Annotated in this window: 12 protein-coding genes; 7 read left to right on the top strand and 5 right to left on the bottom strand. The window is 69.9% G+C overall.

Annotation, left to right across the window (positions count from 1 at the left end):
* Positions 1-135: 135 nt before the first annotated feature.
* Positions 136-2,142 (top strand): GxGYxYP domain-containing protein, encoded by a 2,007-nt coding sequence (locus OG257_RS03295; protein ID WP_329204555.1) that lies wholly within the window; start codon positions 136-138, stop codon positions 2,140-2,142.
* Positions 2,143-2,224: 82 nt separating this feature from the next.
* On the opposite strand, the gene OG257_RS03290 is transcribed toward OG257_RS03295, so the two are convergent.
* The 3 genes from OG257_RS03290 to OG257_RS03280 all read right to left on the bottom strand — a co-directional run bounded on the left by OG257_RS03290 (position 2,225) and on the right by OG257_RS03280 (position 6,389).
* On the bottom strand, positions 2,225-2,929 hold the full coding sequence (locus OG257_RS03290) for a DUF2470 domain-containing protein (protein WP_329204552.1): 705 nt from the start codon (positions 2,927-2,929) through the stop codon (positions 2,225-2,227).
* A gap of 65 nt (positions 2,930-2,994) precedes the next feature.
* Positions 2,995-5,403, bottom strand: a complete 2,409-nt coding sequence (locus OG257_RS03285) for a SpoIIE family protein phosphatase (protein ID WP_329204550.1) — start codon at positions 5,401-5,403, stop codon at positions 2,995-2,997.
* 188 nt (positions 5,404-5,591) lie between these two features.
* Positions 5,592-6,389, bottom strand: a complete 798-nt coding sequence (locus OG257_RS03280; protein ID WP_329204548.1) for a VOC family protein — start codon at positions 6,387-6,389, stop codon at positions 5,592-5,594.
* Between the two features lie 473 nt (positions 6,390-6,862).
* Here OG257_RS03280 and OG257_RS03275 point away from each other — a divergent pair, with 473 nt between their 5' ends.
* On the top strand, positions 6,863-8,677 hold the full coding sequence (locus OG257_RS03275; protein WP_329204546.1) for an ABC transporter ATP-binding protein: 1,815 nt from the start codon (positions 6,863-6,865) through the stop codon (positions 8,675-8,677).
* Positions 8,678-8,730: 53 nt separating this feature from the next.
* Here the strand turns inward: OG257_RS03275 and OG257_RS03270 are convergent, their stop codons facing one another.
* Complete coding sequence (locus OG257_RS03270) at positions 8,731-9,519, bottom strand: hypothetical protein (protein WP_329204544.1); 789 nt, start codon at positions 9,517-9,519, stop codon at positions 8,731-8,733.
* A gap of 46 nt (positions 9,520-9,565) precedes the next feature.
* On the bottom strand, positions 9,566-10,837 hold the full coding sequence (locus OG257_RS03265; RefSeq protein ID WP_329204542.1) for an alpha-L-fucosidase: 1,272 nt from the start codon (positions 10,835-10,837) through the stop codon (positions 9,566-9,568).
* A gap of 480 nt (positions 10,838-11,317) precedes the next feature.
* On the opposite strand from OG257_RS03265, the gene OG257_RS03260 reads away from it, so the two are divergent.
* The 5 genes from OG257_RS03260 to OG257_RS03240 all read left to right on the top strand — a co-directional run bounded on the left by OG257_RS03260 (position 11,318) and on the right by OG257_RS03240 (position 16,879).
* On the top strand, positions 11,318-12,424 hold the full coding sequence (locus tag OG257_RS03260) for a substrate-binding domain-containing protein (protein WP_329204540.1): 1,107 nt from the start codon (positions 11,318-11,320) through the stop codon (positions 12,422-12,424).
* Between the two features lie 116 nt (positions 12,425-12,540).
* Positions 12,541-13,848 carry an ABC transporter substrate-binding protein gene (locus OG257_RS03255; RefSeq protein ID WP_329204538.1) on the top strand — a complete coding sequence of 436 codons (1,308 nt, stop codon included), beginning with the start codon at positions 12,541-12,543 and terminating at the stop codon, positions 13,846-13,848.
* Positions 13,849-14,037: 189 nt separating this feature from the next.
* Positions 14,038-14,892: a carbohydrate ABC transporter permease gene (locus OG257_RS03250; protein WP_383182796.1), complete on the top strand. Its 855-nt coding sequence runs from the start codon at positions 14,038-14,040 to the stop codon at positions 14,890-14,892.
* A complete protein-coding gene (locus tag OG257_RS03245) occupies positions 14,889-15,821 on the top strand; it encodes a carbohydrate ABC transporter permease (RefSeq protein ID WP_329204534.1) in 933 nt (310 codons plus the stop codon). The genes OG257_RS03250 and OG257_RS03245 overlap by 4 nt, the downstream gene beginning before the upstream one ends.
* Positions 15,822-15,901: 80 nt before the next feature.
* Positions 15,902-16,879, top strand: coding sequence for a hydroxyacid dehydrogenase (locus OG257_RS03240; RefSeq protein WP_329214878.1), 978 nt, complete (start codon positions 15,902-15,904; stop codon positions 16,877-16,879).
* Positions 16,880-16,881: the final 2 nt, after the last annotated feature.

The following is a 16,881-nucleotide window of genomic DNA, read 5'->3' as shown; positions in this document are numbered from 1 at the left end:
CCAAATGAGTGGCCCCTGGCACGCGTTGATGTTCCTCACCCGTGTCCGGACCCTTTACACGTGCCACGGGCGTCGCTACCTTCACTGGCTGATGACAACGATGTCAACTCCGCATCTGAGGAGCAGTGATCGTTCATGGTTTCCCGAAGAGACTTCCTGCTGACCAACGGAACGATCCTGGCGGCAGCGGGACTCGGCCTCGGCCTCCCCGGCCGGGCCGCCGCCGGACAGGCCAGTCCCACCCGCCTGCTGCCGTCCTTCGGCCGCGCCACCACGCTCGACGTCGCCGACGTGAGCAAGCTCCACGGTGACGACCAGCTGTTGCTGACCACCCTCCAGGGAGTCGTCAACCGGCGCCGCCCCCGCCTCTACTTCGCCTACGACGCCAGTGGTCTGGACCTGGGCTGGCTGCCCGGCACCGGTGCCGACGTCACCCGCCACGACAACGCCCTCGACCTGATCGGCCGCTACCGCGGCGAGGTCCGCGGCGCCGTCCTGCACGACCCCGAGGTCCCCGACTCCGTGAACGTCGCCACCACGCTGGCCGGTCTGGAGAACGCCGTCGCGGCCACCGCCGAACAGGCGGCCCGCCACGGCCTGAAGGTCGTCGCCGATCTGCGGGGCCGTTTCGCCGCCGACGACCCGCACGCGGTCTACCGCTGGCAACTGGACAACCTCTTCCCCCGCTGCGCCCACACCCTGCTGGCCGGACTGCCTCCCACCAGGACCGTGAAGGTGGACGGCGTCCAGTGGCGGGAGATCGCCCGCGAGCCGAACCGTGTCCGCGACTCCTCCAACCGGGCCGTGCGCACCTTCGACCTCAGTACCGAACTCCCAGGCTCCGACGGTGCGTTCCTCCGTTTCCAGGACTCCTTGGGGGACGACGGCTGGGGCGCCTCGGTGGGACGGATCACCGTACGGGCCGACGGCCAGGAGATAGCGTCCTTCGCGCCGGGCACGGACGCCGAGGCCCCGTACCTCTTCGACGGCCTCAACTCCTCCGTCGGCAGCGACGGCAACCGCTTCTGCGACGGAGGCGGCTACTTCATCTACCGGTTCACCGCACCGGCCGGGACCACTCGCCTGACCGTCGACGCCGACCTGTGGAACCAGTACCTCGTCACCGCCACGACCACCTCGCCCACCCGCGTCGAGCCCTTCCCGTACTTCCGCGACTACGCGGTCGCCTCACGGGCCATGGTGGTGTGGCTGCCGCCCTCGGGAGCCACGGGCGAACTGCTCGACGAGGTGTTCAGCCGGGTCGAGCCGACCACCCCGTACTGCGGCTGGTTCTCCAACGACGTGGCGGGGGAGTGGGGCGGCGTCGACCGGGCCTCACAGCATGGCGTGCCAGTGGTGCCCACCGACTTCTACATGAACGGCACGGTGCACGCCGGAACCGGGGCGAAGGTGTCCGACCGCGTACGCCCCCGCCCGCGGGCGACGCTTCGCAAGCGCGTGTACCTGACGCTCACCGTCGGCGAGGGCGACAACGTCCAGTACTGCCAGCGCCGCATGCGCGACCTGTGGGACAACCCCGCACGCGGACAGGTGCCCGTCAACTGGACGGTCAGCCCGCTCCTGGCCGACATCGGCCCCGCGCTGCTGGCCCACTACCAGCGCACCGCCACCGCCAACGACCTGCTGATCTGCGGCCCGTCCGGCGCCGGGTACACCTACCCGGGCTCCTGGCCGCCGGAGGCGCTGGACGCGTACACCCGGCTCACCGGGAGCTTCCTGCGCCGCACCGGCATGGACCTCGTCTACGCCTACAACCAACGGCTCCAGGAGGGCAACGGCTGGGTGCCCTTCGACGAGCGCATCGTCCGCTCGTACCGGGATCACACCCCGCTGCGCGGCATCATCCAGTCCTGGGAGACCGGTGACCTCCAGATCCGGCCCGCGGGGCTCCCGGTGATCGGCAACTACTGGCCGCAGGGCAACGCGGCCGAGTACCGGGACGGCCTGGTGAAGCACATCGAGGGCTGGGACGGGAACGGTCCGCTCTTCATCGCCGGAGCGGTCAACGCGTGGAACTGGACGCCGAGCGACATCGCCGAGCTCGGCGAACTGCTCACGGACCCGTTCGAGGTGGTGAGAGGTGACACCTTCTTCGAACTGATGGACAGGGCCGCCCGGTAGGGGAGCGCACTCCGGCGCCGTTCCTCCGGCCGTGAGCCGGAGGAACGGGGCCCGGTCCGAACGTGCGGGCCCGTGGCCGGGATCAGGCGAGCAGGCGGTTGGGGTGGGAGGCGCGGCGGGCCGCGGCCAGCAGTGCGTGGATCTGGGGGCGGGCCTGGGCGATGTCGGTCACGGGCGTCGCGAACGGCAGCCGGACGTCACGGTGGGTGCTGGGGCCTTCCAGCCGCAGCGTCACGCCGTACCGGTCCATCGCCACCGGGACGGCGCGCGCGATCCCCCTGGTCAGCTTCGGTCGCACGAGGCGCAGGAGCAGGGGAACCAGTTCTCTGTGGCTGTCGATGAGATGGGTCAGCATGCCCGCCTCACTGGTGGCGATCGGATCGAGGTCCGTCGCCTGCAGCGCCTCCAGCGTGACGAACGCGCGGCCGCCGGAGTCATGGAGGACTGCCTGGCCGAACTCCATGCAGGTGCTCTCCGTGGACTCTGCCGTGTACGGCGCAGCCAGCAGGCCGGTCACCGTGACGCGGGCGCGCAGCCGGTCGCGTACGGGCGTGGGGGCGATGTCGGTGAACTCGAGCCGCACCGGGATGCGCGGGGCGGGCAGGGAGGGGCCGGCCTCGGACGGCTCGTGCATGTGGATGTGTCCCATGGCGCCCTTGCCGTCGAGGTGGCGCACCTCGGATTGAAGGCCGTCGCTCACTACCGTCATCGAATGGGCCGCGGTCAGGATCGATCGCACGCGTTCGGCTGGGGTCGGCCGGGTGGGGCGGGCGCTGAAGGGGTGCATCCACATTCTCCAGGGGAGCGGTCGGCGGGGCCCGGGTGCTGTTACTTAGGCATGCCTAACCTAACCTATTCCCTGGAGTTCCGGGGCTCATCCGTCGAAGGGAAGGCCTGCTCGGTCCAGATGGTCTTGCCGGAGCGGGTGTAGCGCGTTCCCCACCTCTGGACGAGTTGCGCGATGATGAACAGACCGCGCCCGCCTTCGTCGTCCTCGCCGCTGTGGCGCAGGTGCGGTGAGGTGTGGCCGGTGTCCGCGACTTCGCACAGAAGGGTGCGGTCGCGGATGAGGCGCACGTGGAGCGGTCCCTCGGAGTACCTGACCGCGTTGGTCACCAGTTCGCTGACGACGAGCTCGGTCGCGAACGACAGTTCCTCCAGGCCCCAGTCGCGCAACTGCTCGTTGGCCAGGTCCCGGGCGCGGCCCGCGGCGATCGGTTCCGCGGGCAGCTCCCACTCGGCGACCTGCGATCTGTCGAGTTCGCGGGTGCGGACGATCAGCAGGGCGGTGTCGTCGGCCGTCGTACCGTCCGGCAGGAGTTCCGCGACGGCCCGGTCGCAGAGTTCTTCGAGTGACGCGTGCCGGTCGCCGAGCACACCGCCCAGGATGGCGAGTCCCTGATCGATGTCCCGGTCGCGCGACTCGACCAGGCCGTCGGTGAAGAGAGCCAGCAGGCTGCCCTCCGGCAGCTCGATCTCCATGGACTCGAACGGCAGCCCGCCGAGGCCCAGCGGCGGGCCGGCCGGCAGATCCGGGAAGGACACGCGGCCCTCCGGGTCGACGACCGCCGGTGGCAGGTGCCCGGCCCTGGCCATGGCGCAGCGCCGCGAGACCGGGTCGTAGACCGCGTAGAGGCATGTCGCCCCGATGGTCACATCGGCTTCGGGCGTGCCCAGCTCACCCCACAGTTCCTCCGACGACTGCCCCACCAGGTCGTCGAGCCGTGACAGCAGTTCGTCGGGATCGATGTCCATCTGCGCGAACGCGCGCACGGTCGTACGCAGCCGCCCCATGGTGGCCGCTGCCTGCAGACCGTGGCCGACCACGTCCCCGACCACGAGTCCGACCCGGGTCCCGGACAGCGGGATGACGTCGAACCAGTCACCGCCGACCCCTGTCACGGCGTCCGTGGGCAGGTAGCGGTAGGCCAGGTCGACAGCGGACTGCTGCGGTACGTGCTGCGGCAGCAGCTGGCGCTGCAGGGCCAGGGAGGCGGTGCGCTCACGGGTGAAGCGCCGGGCGTTGTCGATGGACACGGCCGTACGGGCGACCAGCTCGTCGGCCAGTGCCACTTCGCCGCTGTCGAAGGTGGCCCCACCGGTGCTGCGGACGAAGGTGACCAGTCCCAGCGTGCTGTTCCCGGCCCGCAGCGGCACGACCAGGGTCGTGTCGTCGAGCACGAGCCCGCCCGAGGAGAGGCTGCGGTACTGCGGCGAACCGGACGGGTACTCCCGAGGTGAGTGCTTCACCGGGGGAGGAGGCCGCTGTCCCGGCTTGTCCCGGTCGGTCTCCTCGGCCGAGCGGTGGGCGACCCGTACCAGCGCCATCGCCGCCGCGCCGCCGGTGGCCGGCACCTCGCCCTCCAGGACCGCCCTCGAAAGGTCGACCGTGACGGTGGCGGCGAACTCCGGCACCGCCACCTCGGTGATCTTCTCGGCGGTGACCACGACATCGAGGGCGGTGCCGATCCCGCGGCCTGCCTCGACCAGCAGGGCAAGCCGCCGCTGAGCTCTGTAGCGATCGGAGATGTCGAAGGCGTCCTCGCACACCCCGAGCACGTGTCCGTCGGCGTCCTGGAGCCGGTAGTAGGCGCAGGACCAGAGGTGGACCGTCAGAGGGTCGCTGGGCGGCCGACCCTGGAAATGCAAATCCAGAAAGGGTTCACCCGTGTCCAGTACATGACGCATGACTCCGTCGAGCGTGGGCGGATGTCCCTTGGTCAGGAACGTTCCGTCGGAGTACAGCTCATCGGCCCGCAAGCCGCGGAACTCGGCGAACGGTCGTCCGATCTCTTGTTCGTACGCCGCGTTGCACCAGGTCAGGCGCAGATCGGTGCCGTAGATGGCCAGGCCGAGGGGTGACTGGGTGGCCAGCCCGTTCAACAGGGCCAGCTGGGATTCCCACAGCCGGAGATCCTTCAGCTCCGTCGCCACGAGGACGCGCTCCGCAGCACCGCCGCCCGACAGGGGACACACCGCGGTGGCGACGACCAGCTCACGCCCGTCCCGGTGCCGGGCGACGTGGGTCTCGTTCCCCCGGAAACGGGAACGGAGAGGGGGGACGGAGGGCGACGGGCCGGGTGAAAGGAACGTGGCCAGAGGCCGACCGATGATCTCGTCCGGGGGGAAGCCGAAGAGCCGTTCCGCCGCAGGGCTCCATCCGATGACCGTGTCCTGGGCGTCGACCACCGCGGTGGCCGCCCGGGTGACATCGAGGGGACCACGGAAGTCGGCATTCTGCTCAGCGTTCCATGCAGTCAATGGCGCCACATCAGCCCCATTCATCCCCTACAGAATCCGCCGTCCCCGGGGCAGGCACAACCGCGGTACATCCGTCCAAGGGAAGCCGCGGGGCAATTCCCGCCGGCTCGGCCCGCTGTCTGCCACCGCGGGCAGCCCCCCGAGGGTGCCGGCCGCCACTGACCGGCACCACCGCGTCCGACCGGGGCCTACAGCGGCGGGGCCGGGGTGAGCACCACGAAGTCCGCGCCTGCCGGGTCGGCGCAGAGCGCCAGCCGCCCGACTCCCTCCGCGTCCTCGGGGCCCATCTGCACCGAGCCGCCGTTGGTCCTGACCCGGTCGACCGTGGCGTCGCAGTCCGCGGAGGCGAACACCGGATGCCAGTAGGCCTGACCGCCGGTCGCGACGAGCTGGTCGGCGGGCATCTCCATCAGGCCACCGTGCATGCGCTCCGCCGACTGGCCTGCCGGGGTGATCATCGAGTACGTTCCGCCGCCGCCCGGAAGGGGCATGTCCTGGGTCGTCCAGCCGAACAGGTTGCCGTAGAAGTCCTTGGCGCCGGCCGCGTCCGTCGTGTACAGCTCGGTCCAGCACAGGGATCCCGGCTGGTCCGCGACCTCCAGCCCGCTCATCTCCCCCGGCTGCCAGACGGCGAACTGGGCACCGCGCGGGTCGGTGTACTGCGCCATCCGGCCCGCTCCTTCGGCGTCCATCGGCTCGACCCTCACGGTGCCGCCTAGGCGCCGTACGGTCTCGGTCGTCGCCGTGGCGTCCGCCGTGTGGAAGTAGATCATCCACGCCGGACGGGCACCCTCCTCGGTGAGCCTGCCCAGACCACCGACCGCCTTGCCGTCCAGCTTGAAGGCGCCGTAGTCCTCCGCACCGGGACCGAGGTTCTGGAACTCCCAGCCGAACACGGCGCCGTAGAAGGCCGCCGACGCCGCGACATCGCGCGAGCCGAGATCGAGCCAGCACGGGGAGCCGGGAACGAAGTCAGTAGTGATCACGGTGGTTCCTTGGGTCGCGGGAGGGCACGGACGGTCACGGAAGGTCACGCACCTCGTACACAAGCAGCGTGCCACCGGGCACCGGCCCCCGCTCCCCGGGCAGGGCGAACCGGTGCACCCCCGTGCGTCGCCTGCCTCCCGAGTCCGGTCGGCTCCTTCATGCCCCGGCGCTGACTCCCGCTCCGCGCCCCGTCGACAGAGGCGGCGCTGACCCGATTGCGGCGTCGCCGGTGGCCGAGAAAAACGCGTGGACCATCCCGACGCCGACGCGGGACACTGCGATTCCTGGCCCCCCGTACTCGCGCGGACACATCACCGCGAGCCGCGCGGGGGCTCCGCAGCCATGCCCTGCCCGGTCGGAAGGCGATCCCGCCGAGGCATGCAGCCGAACCCGATCGCCCCGCGGCCGGCACCGCGACGACGCCTCCCCGAGGCGCGTGGGCGGGCCCGCCGCACGACCGCACAGGGTGGCAATGGGACTGACCGAAACACACGAGGAATCGCCGGGCAAGGGGTCCGTGCTCCTGGCACTGCGCTACTACGGAAGGGAGCTGGTCCGGCTCCGGTGGCTCACTGCACCCGCGATGCTGTCACCGGCACTGGGCAACATCGGCATCAACTACATCGCGCCGCTGATCGTGGCGAAACTCGTCGGCCACATCGCCGACGGCGGCGGCACCACCATCACTTCGATGTTGCCCTACGTGCTCGGCTTCGCCGGGGTCCTGCTCCTCGCGGAGGCGTTCTGGCGCATCGGTCTGCACTTCCTGAACCGCCTCGACGCCCGCGGCATCGAGAACCTCTACGTGATCGGCATGGACGAACTGTTCGCCAAGGACGCCACGTTCTTCCACGAGAACTTCGCCGGGTCGCTGACCAAGCGGGTCCTGAGTTTCGCCTCGCGCTTCGAGGAGTTCGTCGACACCCTGACCTTCTCGGTCGTGGGCAGTTTCGTGCCGCTGCTGTTCGGGTCGGTCGTGCTGTGGAGTTACGAACCGCTGCTCGTCGTAGGTCTCCTGGCGATGATCGTGCTGACCGCCCTGTGCGTGATGCCCCTCATCCGCCGCCGGCAGGCGCTCGTGGACCAGCGCGAGGAGGCCATTGCCCAGGTGTCGGGCCACGTCGCCGACAGCCTCATGAACATGGACACCGTCCGGGCCTTCGGCGCCGAGCGGCGCGAGGCCGCCGAGCACCGCTCACGCGTCGCGAAGTCCCGCCGGCTCACCTTGCGGTCCTGGGACTACGGCAACCTGCGCATCGACACGCTCGTCGCTCCGATGTCCGTGCTGACCAACGCCATGGGCCTGCTGCTCGCGGTCACTCTCGGCGGGGGCGGGCACGGCGTGGAGGCGGTCGTCGTCGCCTTCACGTACTACACCAACGCGACGCGGATCATGTTCGAGTTCAACCAGATCTACCGGCGCCTGGAGAGCTCGATGACGGAGGCCGGGCAGTTCACCGAACTGCTGCTGGACCAGCCCGTCGTGCTCGACCCGCCGTCGCCGGAACCGCTGCTGTCCAAGGCCGCCGATGTCCGCTTCGAGCAGGTGACCTTCGCCCACGCGGGCGCGAAGCCACTCTTCGAGCGCCTCGACCTCGATGTGAGCAGTGGCGCGAAGATCGGGCTCGTCGGCCGGTCCGGCGGCGGCAAGACGACGCTCGGAAGACTGCTGCTGCGCATGACGGACATCGACTCCGGCCGGATCCTGATCGGCGGGCAGGACATCACCAAGCTGCGCCAGGCCGATCTTCGCAGCCTGATCGCCTACGTGCCGCAGGACCCGGCGATGTTCCACCGCACGCTGCGCGAGAACATCGCGTTCGCCCGGCCGGACGCCACCGAAGCCGAGATCCGCCGCGCGGCCGAGGCGGCTCACGTCACGGAGTTCGCCGACGGTCTGGCGGACGGCTTCGACACCATGGTGGGCGAGCGGGGCGTCAAGCTGTCCGGCGGGCAGCGGCAGCGGGTCGCCCTCGCCAGGGCGATCCTGCGCGACGCGCCGATCCTGCTGCTCGACGAGGCGACCAGCGCCTTGGACTCCGAGAGCGAAGTCCTCGTCCAGAAGGCGTTGTGGCACCTCATGGAGGGACGGACAGCACTCGTGGTGGCGCACCGGCTCAGCACGGTCGCCACCATGGACCGGCTCGTCGTCCTGGACCGAGGCCGGATCGTCGAACAGGGCACACACCAGCAACTGCTCGCGTCCGAGGGCACCTACGCGAAGCTGTGGCAGCACCAGTCGGGCGGCTTCCTGGACGACACCCCCGCGCAGGCCGATCTGCTCTGAACCCCTGAACCGGCAGTCACGGTCCTCGGGCCCGGGCGGGCGAGGCGGGGGCGTCACCCCGGCGGGGCCTCCGATGAGCGCCATGCGGTCGCGAGTCCCTCCAGCCACGCCGGGGGCAGCTCCGCGTGCTCCCATTCCGCCCGGAGCGCTGCCGGTGCGGCGGTGAGGCGTTCGAGTACGGCGATGCTCGTGGGGGAGTGGAGGAGGGAGTAGCGGCCGTGGACGGCGATGCGGCTGCCGGGCCCGTACTGCGCGTACACCCGGGCGAGCCGCTGCCGATGGGACTCGGTGAACTGCTCCAGTTGTCCCGCGTATCCGACCCGTCCCACGACGCTCATCGTGCCGAGTACCGCGGTGAGGACCTCGTCCGACACCTCGGGGTCGAGGACCGAGGCGTCGCTGAAGGAGCGACTGAGCGGCGTCACGGCGACCTTCGCCCGCTCCACGTCCACCTGCCCGACGGGGTGATGGCCCCGTTCGGTGCCCCCCTCGGAACCGGACAACGCCGGGCCGATGGCACGATCGAGGGCCCGCTCGGCGATGCGGGCGAGTTCGTCACGGACGGCCCGGGCGCCGTCGTGCCGGCCGGTGTCGTACGGCTCACCCTTCTCGTCCGGGAGGCCCTCCGCCTTCCCGACCTCGTTGTGCGCGTCCGCGATCGCGCCGGCCTCGACGAGCGCGATCAGCTCCTCGGCCTCGTCCCGGAAGACTCCCGCGCGGCCCAGGAGTTCAAGGAGGGTGTTCCTCGCGTTCATGATGCTGGCGGTGTCCAGCGGGTGCCGGCCCATTTCGGCGGTGTCGATCGTGTCCTCCTCGTCGGCCGAGGTCCGGTGCTTCAGCATGACGTGGCTCTGTCGTCGTGCTTTCCGTGCCCCGGCCGTGAGGCTTTCAGCTGGGACGTCCGCCGTCCAGCTTCTCCACGGGTGTGTGCGGCTCCGGTCGAACGGGATCCGTGCCGTGGCCGGTGCGGAAGCCGTGGACGGCGAGCAGGCGTGCGTCCGCTCCCGCCAACCGGATACGGAGCTCGCGGACCTCGACGGCGGGGAAGGCATGGAGCCGGCGCACACCGACGGTATGGCCGGAGGCGAGGACGCGGTCGTCGGCGCGCACCTCGTGCCCGTCGATCCGCTGCCCGTCGGACAGGTCCTCCCGCAGTTCCAGGTGGTCCAGAACCACCGGCTCCGGGAAGCGGGCCACCACCGTGCCGTCCGCCCCCGCCGTCAGCGTGGCGGCCTCCGGCCGTGCGAACCGGCGCCCCAGCTCTTCGCGAAGCTCCAGCAGCCGCTCCCGGTCCGCGGGGTCGATCCGTCCGCTGCGGTCGGGCGGAACGTTCAGGAGCAGTCCGGCGCCCAGTCCGACCGAGTGGTACCAGATGGCCAGCAGGTGGTCGAGGCTCTTGAGCGTGTCCAGGTCGTCCGGCTGCCAGAACCAGTTCCGGCGGATCGGTACGTCGCACTCGGGCGGCAGGTACTGGAGAGCGCCCAGTCGGGTCGTGCCGTCGTCGTACACGCTGATGCCCGTCGAATCGACCGTGTACCGGCACGGATCGGCGGCGAGCCCGTCCTCGTTGCCGACCCACCGGATCGTCGGGCGGCCCATGTTGAAGACCATGGCGTCCGGCTGGTGCTCGTCGACGACGGCCATGACGGCGTCCCAGTCGTACGTACGCCCCTCGGAGCCCGCGCCGTCGAACCACAGTTCGTACAGCGGGCCGTATCCGGTGCAGAGCTCGGTCAGCTGCCGCAGATAGAAGGCGTCGTAGGCCTCCGGATCGTCGTAGCAGTCGGCATGGCGATCCCACGGCGAGAGGTAGAGCCCGAGGCCGATGCCTGCTGCGCGGCACGCCTCGGCCAGCTCGGCGACCACATCGCCCCTGCCCCCGCGCCAGGGCGACGTAGCGACGGAGTAGTCGGTGGTGCCGGTCGGCCAGAGACAGAAGCCGTCGTGATGCTTGGCGGTCAGGACGACGTACCCGGCGCCTGCCGCGACCGCCGTCCCGACCCACTGCCGGGCGTCGAGTTCCGTCGGGTCGAACGTGGCAGGGTCGAGCGAACCGTCACTCCACTCCTGCCCGTTGAAGGTGTTGATCCCGAAGTGGAGGAACAGCCCGAAGCCGTCCTGCTGCCAGGCCAGTTGTGCGGCGGTGGGGCGAATGGGCACGGTTGACTCTCTCGTGGAAGGAGCGGGCGGGACGAGTGTCTCGGGCGCCGTGGCGGACCCGCCGGTCGGTCGCGGTCCTTGATCGGTCTCGCCCTGCGTCCACGCTAGGAGCCCGCCCCGGCCGGGCGCGTGGGTCCTGTTCACCACTGCTGGTAAATTCTCACCGCGCTGTCGGTCCAGCTGAGCCGGGCAGCCCGGGGACGGTCGCCAGGCGGCCTCCCGCTGTGAACCGTTCCGTCCCGAATCCCGCGGTAGCCGTTGCGCACATCCAGGCACATCCAAGTACATCAGGCCTTCGGCAAGGTCTGCCGGCCCAAGTTCGGGGCGTCCCCGGGGCCGTACGGGCAGGCTGGATGAAGCGACGGAGCTGCACACCGGAACGATCGTATTGAACGCAAACGTTCGATACGCTAGTGGACATACAGTGACCTGCGCGGAGGCGGTCTCCGCTTCCGTCCGGCCTTGCCCCAGGGGGAGCCCATGCGTCTGCACGTCGACCAGCGCCACGAGCGGGTGCTCGAACTCGTCAGGGAACGTGGCAGCCTCAGGGTTGCCGAACTGGCGTCCGAGCTAGGGGTCTCCGCGGTGACCCTGCGACGGGACGTGGAGACGCTGGCCGCCCAGGGAAGGGTGCAGCGGCTGCACGGGGCCGTGGTGTGGCCGACGGAGCAGGCCCCCGCGGAGGCGGCGCCGCAGCCACCGGCTGCCGAGGGCGTCGTGATCGGAATGATCGTGCCGACCACCACGCTGATCTTCGCCGACATCGTGCGGGGCGCGCGCGAGACCGTCGAGGCACAGGGCGGCCGCCTGGTGCTCGGGATGTCCGGCTACGTGGACACCGAGGACCCGGTTCAGGCGGAACACCTCCTGGCGGGCGGGGCCGAGGGTCTGCTCATCGCTCCCAGCTGGTTCGGCGGTGTACCGGCCGACGGCCAGGAGAAATGGCTGCTGGAGTGCTCCGTCCCGGCTGTGCTCATCGAGCGCTCGGCGCCCGCGGGCAACCCCGCCGCGGTGCTCGACCGAGTGCGCACCGACCGTTCCCACGGTGCGGCGGAAGCAGTCGGTCACTTTGCGCAGCTCGGCCACCGCGCGGTCGCCGCCGTACTCCAGGAAGGTCCGCACGCCGCGCAGATCACCGCGGGTTACCTGGCTGCCGTGGAGGCGCTCGGGCTGACGCCCGTACCCGGATCACCGGCCATCAGGGGGCACGGCGAGTACGACGAGATGGCGGACTACCTGGTCGACGCGGTCGAGAACAGGGGGGTCACCGCGGTCCTCGTCCACAGTGACGAGGACGCGGTCGTGCTCGTGCCGCGCTTGCAGGCGCGAGGCATCGCCATCCCCTCCGACCTGGCCCTCATCGCGTACGACGACGAGGTGGCCGGGCTGTCCGACGTGCCGTTGACCGCGGTCGCGCCACCGACCCGCGCGGTGGGTGAGCTGGCGGCGAAACTTCTCCTGCAGCGGCTGGCCGAGCGCTCGTCGGGCCGGACGCCGACGCCGCGCCAGCACCTCGATCTGCTGCCCGAGTTGAGGATCAGGGCCTCCTGCGGAGCAAGCGAAGGGACGAAGCAAGCATCGAAGTGATCGTTGCCTGATCGATTTGATTGTTGTGTGCGTTCTCTCTTGACTGTGATCGATGTTGCGCAAATGATGTTCCTCGTTCGCCTCTCGCCCGTACGAGGTCTCGTAGGAGCCGTGCAATGTCGCGCACTTCACGTTCGTTCCGTATAGCCGCCGTGTCCTCCCTCGCCGCTCTGGGGCTGCTCGCCACAGCCTGCGGCGGGGACAACGGCTCGACCGACGCCGCTTCGGACGGCAAGCCGGTCACCATCAACTACTGGACCTGGACCCTGGGCGCCAAGGCGACCGCGGAGGAGTTCAACCGGACCCACAAGGACATCCAGGTCAAGTTCACGGAGATCCCGAGCTCCGCCGAGGGCTACAGCAAACTGGCCAACGCCGTGAAGGCGGGCAACGCGCCCGACGTGGCCACCATCGAGTACCAGATGGTCCCGGAGTTCGCCAGCCAGGGAAACCTGGTCGACCTCACCGAACTCGCCGGAGACACCGTCAAGGAGAAGTTCCCCCAGCCCATCCAGGACCTGGTCAACTTCGGCGGCAGGACCTGGACGGTCCCCTTCGACGCCGCGCCGCAGCTGTACTACTACCGCACCGACCTGTTCAAGAAGTACGGCATCGAAGTCCCCAAGACCTGGGACGAGTTCGAGACGGCCGCCGCCAAGGTCAAGCAGCAGGACAAGAGCGTCCGACTCGCCTCGATGCCCAAGTCGGACCCCGCTCTGCTCGCCGCACTTGCCTGGCAGGCCGACAGCAAGTGGTTCTCCATCAAGGGTGAGGCGTGGAAGCCCGCCGTCGACGACGCCGGCTCCAAGAAGGTCGCCGCCTACTGGGACGGGCTGATCAAGAACGACCTCGTGCAGACCTTCACCGGCTGGAGCCCGGAGGAGACCAAGGCCCGGATCGAGGGCAAGACCCTCAGCTTCCTCGGCGCCTCCTGGTCCGCGGGCGGCATGAAGACCTCCCTGCCCGACCTCGAGGGCAAGTGGGCCGCCGCGCCCATGCCTAACTGGGGCACCGCCGCCAGCGGCAACTACGGCGGCACCTCCTACGGCGTCCTCAAGGGCAGCAAGCACGCCGAGGCAGCGGCCGAGTTCATCAAGTGGGTCACCACCGACGGCGCCGCGGTCAAGGCCCGGCTGAGCGACAAGAAGTCCCCCAGCAGCGCCCTGCCGGCCAACCCGGAGATGCGGGAGGTCGCCGCCGCACAGTTCGACACCGCGTACTTCAAGGGCCAGGACATCTACAAGCTCGCCTCCGAGCAGGTCGACACCATCGTCCCCGGCTGGACCTGGGGGCCGAACCAGATGGACGTCTACACAGCGGTGCAGGACGCCTCGGCCAAGAGCGGCTTCAGCGGCGGCGTCGTCGCCGGCCAGCGCAAGGCGGAGTCGGGCATCGAGGACCGCGGGCTCAAGCTCGCCAAGTGACCCGTCGGGGGCCGGCCGCGCCTGACCGCGGCCCGCCCCCCACGACCACCCTCCCCGCAGCGCCCACCCGCCAAGGAGCCCACCGTGGCAGCACCCGTCCTCAAAGCCGCGCGCCCCGCGCGGGCCGGTACGCCCCGCGCCGGCACATCCCGGCTGAAGCAGAACCAGCGGGGCGCGGCGGCTCTGTTCATCGTCCCGTTCTTCGTGCTCTTCGCCGCTGTCATGGCGGCCCCGATCGTCTACGCCGTGTGGATGAGCCTGTTCCAGGAACGCGCCTCCACGGGCCTCGGATTCGGTGGCGCGGAACGGGCGTTCGCCGGCCTCGACAACTTCACCAACGCCCTGTCCGACCAGGGCTTCCGCGAGTCGTTCCTGCACATCGCGGTCTACTGCGCCCTGTACATCCCGGTCATGATCGGGGCCGCGCTCGTGCTGGCCCTGCTCGTCGACTCGGCCCTCGCCCGCGCGAAGAAGTTCTTCCAGCTGGCGATCTTCCTCCCGCACGCGGTTCCCGGCCTGATCGCCTCGATCCTGTGGATCTACCTCTACACGCCCGGACTCAGCCCGGTGCTGGACTGGATCGGCGCCCTCGGCGGCTCATGGAGCTTCTTCAGCGACGACCATGTGCTCTCCTCCATGGTCAACCTCACCGCGTGGCAGTGGATCGGCTACAACATGGTGATCTTCTACGCCGCGCTGCAGGCCGTACCCCGTGAACTCATCGAGGCCGCCGTCGTCGACGGGGCAGGCGCCATCCGCACCGCCCTCCGGATCAAGGTGCCGATGATCGCCTCCGCGGTCGTCCTGACCGTGCTCTTCACCTGCGTCGGCGCGATCCAGCTCTTCACCGAGCCCAAGCTCTTCAACCAGCGGGGCACCTCGTCCGTCGACACCGAGTGGTCGCCGACCCTGTTCATCTGGAAGGCCGGCTTCGTCCAGCACGACTACGGCCTCGCCGCCGCCGCGTCCCTGATGCTCGCCGCCCTCGGCGTGCTGCTCTCGTACATCGTCACCAAGCTCGGAAACCGGTGGAAGTCCGCATGAGCACTCACACGGTCACCAAGGCATCCGCCCCCGTCCCCGCGCCGGCCACTCCCGCCGAGCGCAGCCCAGCAACGGCCGGCCGGCGGCGCGGGCCGACGCAGCTGCTCTCCAAGGGCGTCGTCAACGGCATCCTGCTGCTCGCCGCCTTCTACATGCTGATGCCGGTCAGCTGGCTGTTCTTCGCGGCGACGAAGAACCACCGCGACCTGTTCGCCACCGGCGGCTTCTCCTTCGGCGACTTCAACCTCTTCTCCAACATCCACGACGTCTTCACCTACAACGACGGCATCTACCTGCGGTGGTTCGGCAACAGCCTCCTGTACTCCGTGGTCGGCTCGGCCGCATCGGCCTTCCTGTGCACCGCAACCGGCTACGCCTTCGACAAGTACGACTTCCGGGGCAAGGAGAAACTGTTCGGCGTCGTGCTCGGCGGGGTCCTGGTACCGGCCACGGTCATCCAGCTGCCCATGTACCTGCTGGCCTCCAAGGTCGGCGTCGTCAACACCTACTGGGCGATCCTGCTGCCCGCCCTGGTCAACCCCTTCGGCGTCTATCTGGCACGCGTCTTCTCCGAGGGATACGTGCCCGGCGAGGTCCTGGAGGCGGCACGGGTCGACGGGGCGGGCGAACTGCGGATCTTCAGCCGGATCTCGCTGCCGATGCTCGCCCCCGGCTTCATGACCATCTTCCTGTTCTCCTTCACCGGAAGCTGGAACAACTTCTTCGGCGCCCTGGTCATGCTGAACGACGACTCCCTCTACCCGGTCAACCTCGGCCTGTTCATGTGGAACACCACCACCTCCCAGCAGCCCGAGTTCTACTCGCTGGTGATCACCGGCTCGCTCATCGCCGTCATCCCGCTGATCGTCGCCTTCATCGCCCTGCAGCGGTTCTGGCGCTCCGGCCTCACCGCGGGCGCGGTGAAGTGACCGTGCTCGTACCGGAAGGCACCGTCCTGCACGGCCCGGACCACACCCCGAGCGTCCGGCGACCGGTCACCCTGCTCGCCATGGGAAGGGACGTCCACCGCACGCTGCTCGCCGAAGGCGGCCTCGACAGGCTGGCGGACATCGCGGCCGTGGACACCTCACGCCTGGTCACGGACTATGCGACAGCCGACCCGGCGGCCCTCGCCGCTGCCGAGGTCCTGTTCACCCACTGGGGATCCCCGCAACTCACCGACGACGTGCTGGGCCTCATGCCGCGGCTGCGTGCGGTCGTCCACGCGGCGGGCTCGATCAAGCACCACGTCACCGAGGCCGTGTGGGCGCGAGGCATCGCCGTCTCCTCAGCCGCCGCGGCCAACGCACTGCCCGTCGCCGAATTCACCCTGGCCGCGATCCTGTTCGCCAACAAGGGGGTCCTCGGCGCCGCGCGTCAGTACCGCGACGCCCGGGGCGCCTTCGAACTCCTCCCGCACTTCGCGGGGCGGGGAAACTACCGCCGCGTCATCGGCATCGTGGGCGCCTCCAGGATCGGCCGCCGCGTGATCGAGCTGCTGCGCCCGTTCGACCTCACGGTGCTGCTGCACGATCCGTACGTCGACCGAGCGGCCGCCGCGGCCCTCGGTGTGGAGCCCGTCGAACTCGACGAACTCGTCCGGCGCAGCCATGTGGTGTCCATCCACGCACCCGAACTCCCGGAAACACGGCACATGTTCGACGCCCGCAGACTGGCGCTGATGGCCGACGGGGCCACGCTCGTCAACACCGCGCGCGGTTCGCTCGTCGACACCCCCGCCCTCACCGACGAGCTCGTGTCCGGCCGGATCCACGGCGTCATCGATGTGACCGACCCGGACCACCTGCCCTCCGACTCCCCGCTCTACCACCTGCCCAACGTGCTGCTCACCCCGCACATCGCCGGCTCTCTCGGCAACGAGCTCGGCCGCATGACGCACTGGGCGGTCGACGAGGTGCAGAGGTACGCACAGGGCGCGCCCTTCGCGTACGGCGTCGGCCCCGACGAGCTCGACCGCTCCGCCTGAGG

Source organism: Streptomyces sp. NBC_00683, assembly GCF_036226745.1.
Classification (GTDB): Bacteria; Actinomycetota; Actinomycetes; order Streptomycetales; family Streptomycetaceae; genus Streptomyces.
Note: the sequence above shows the minus strand (reverse complement) of the source record. Positions and strands in the feature narration are given on the sequence as shown.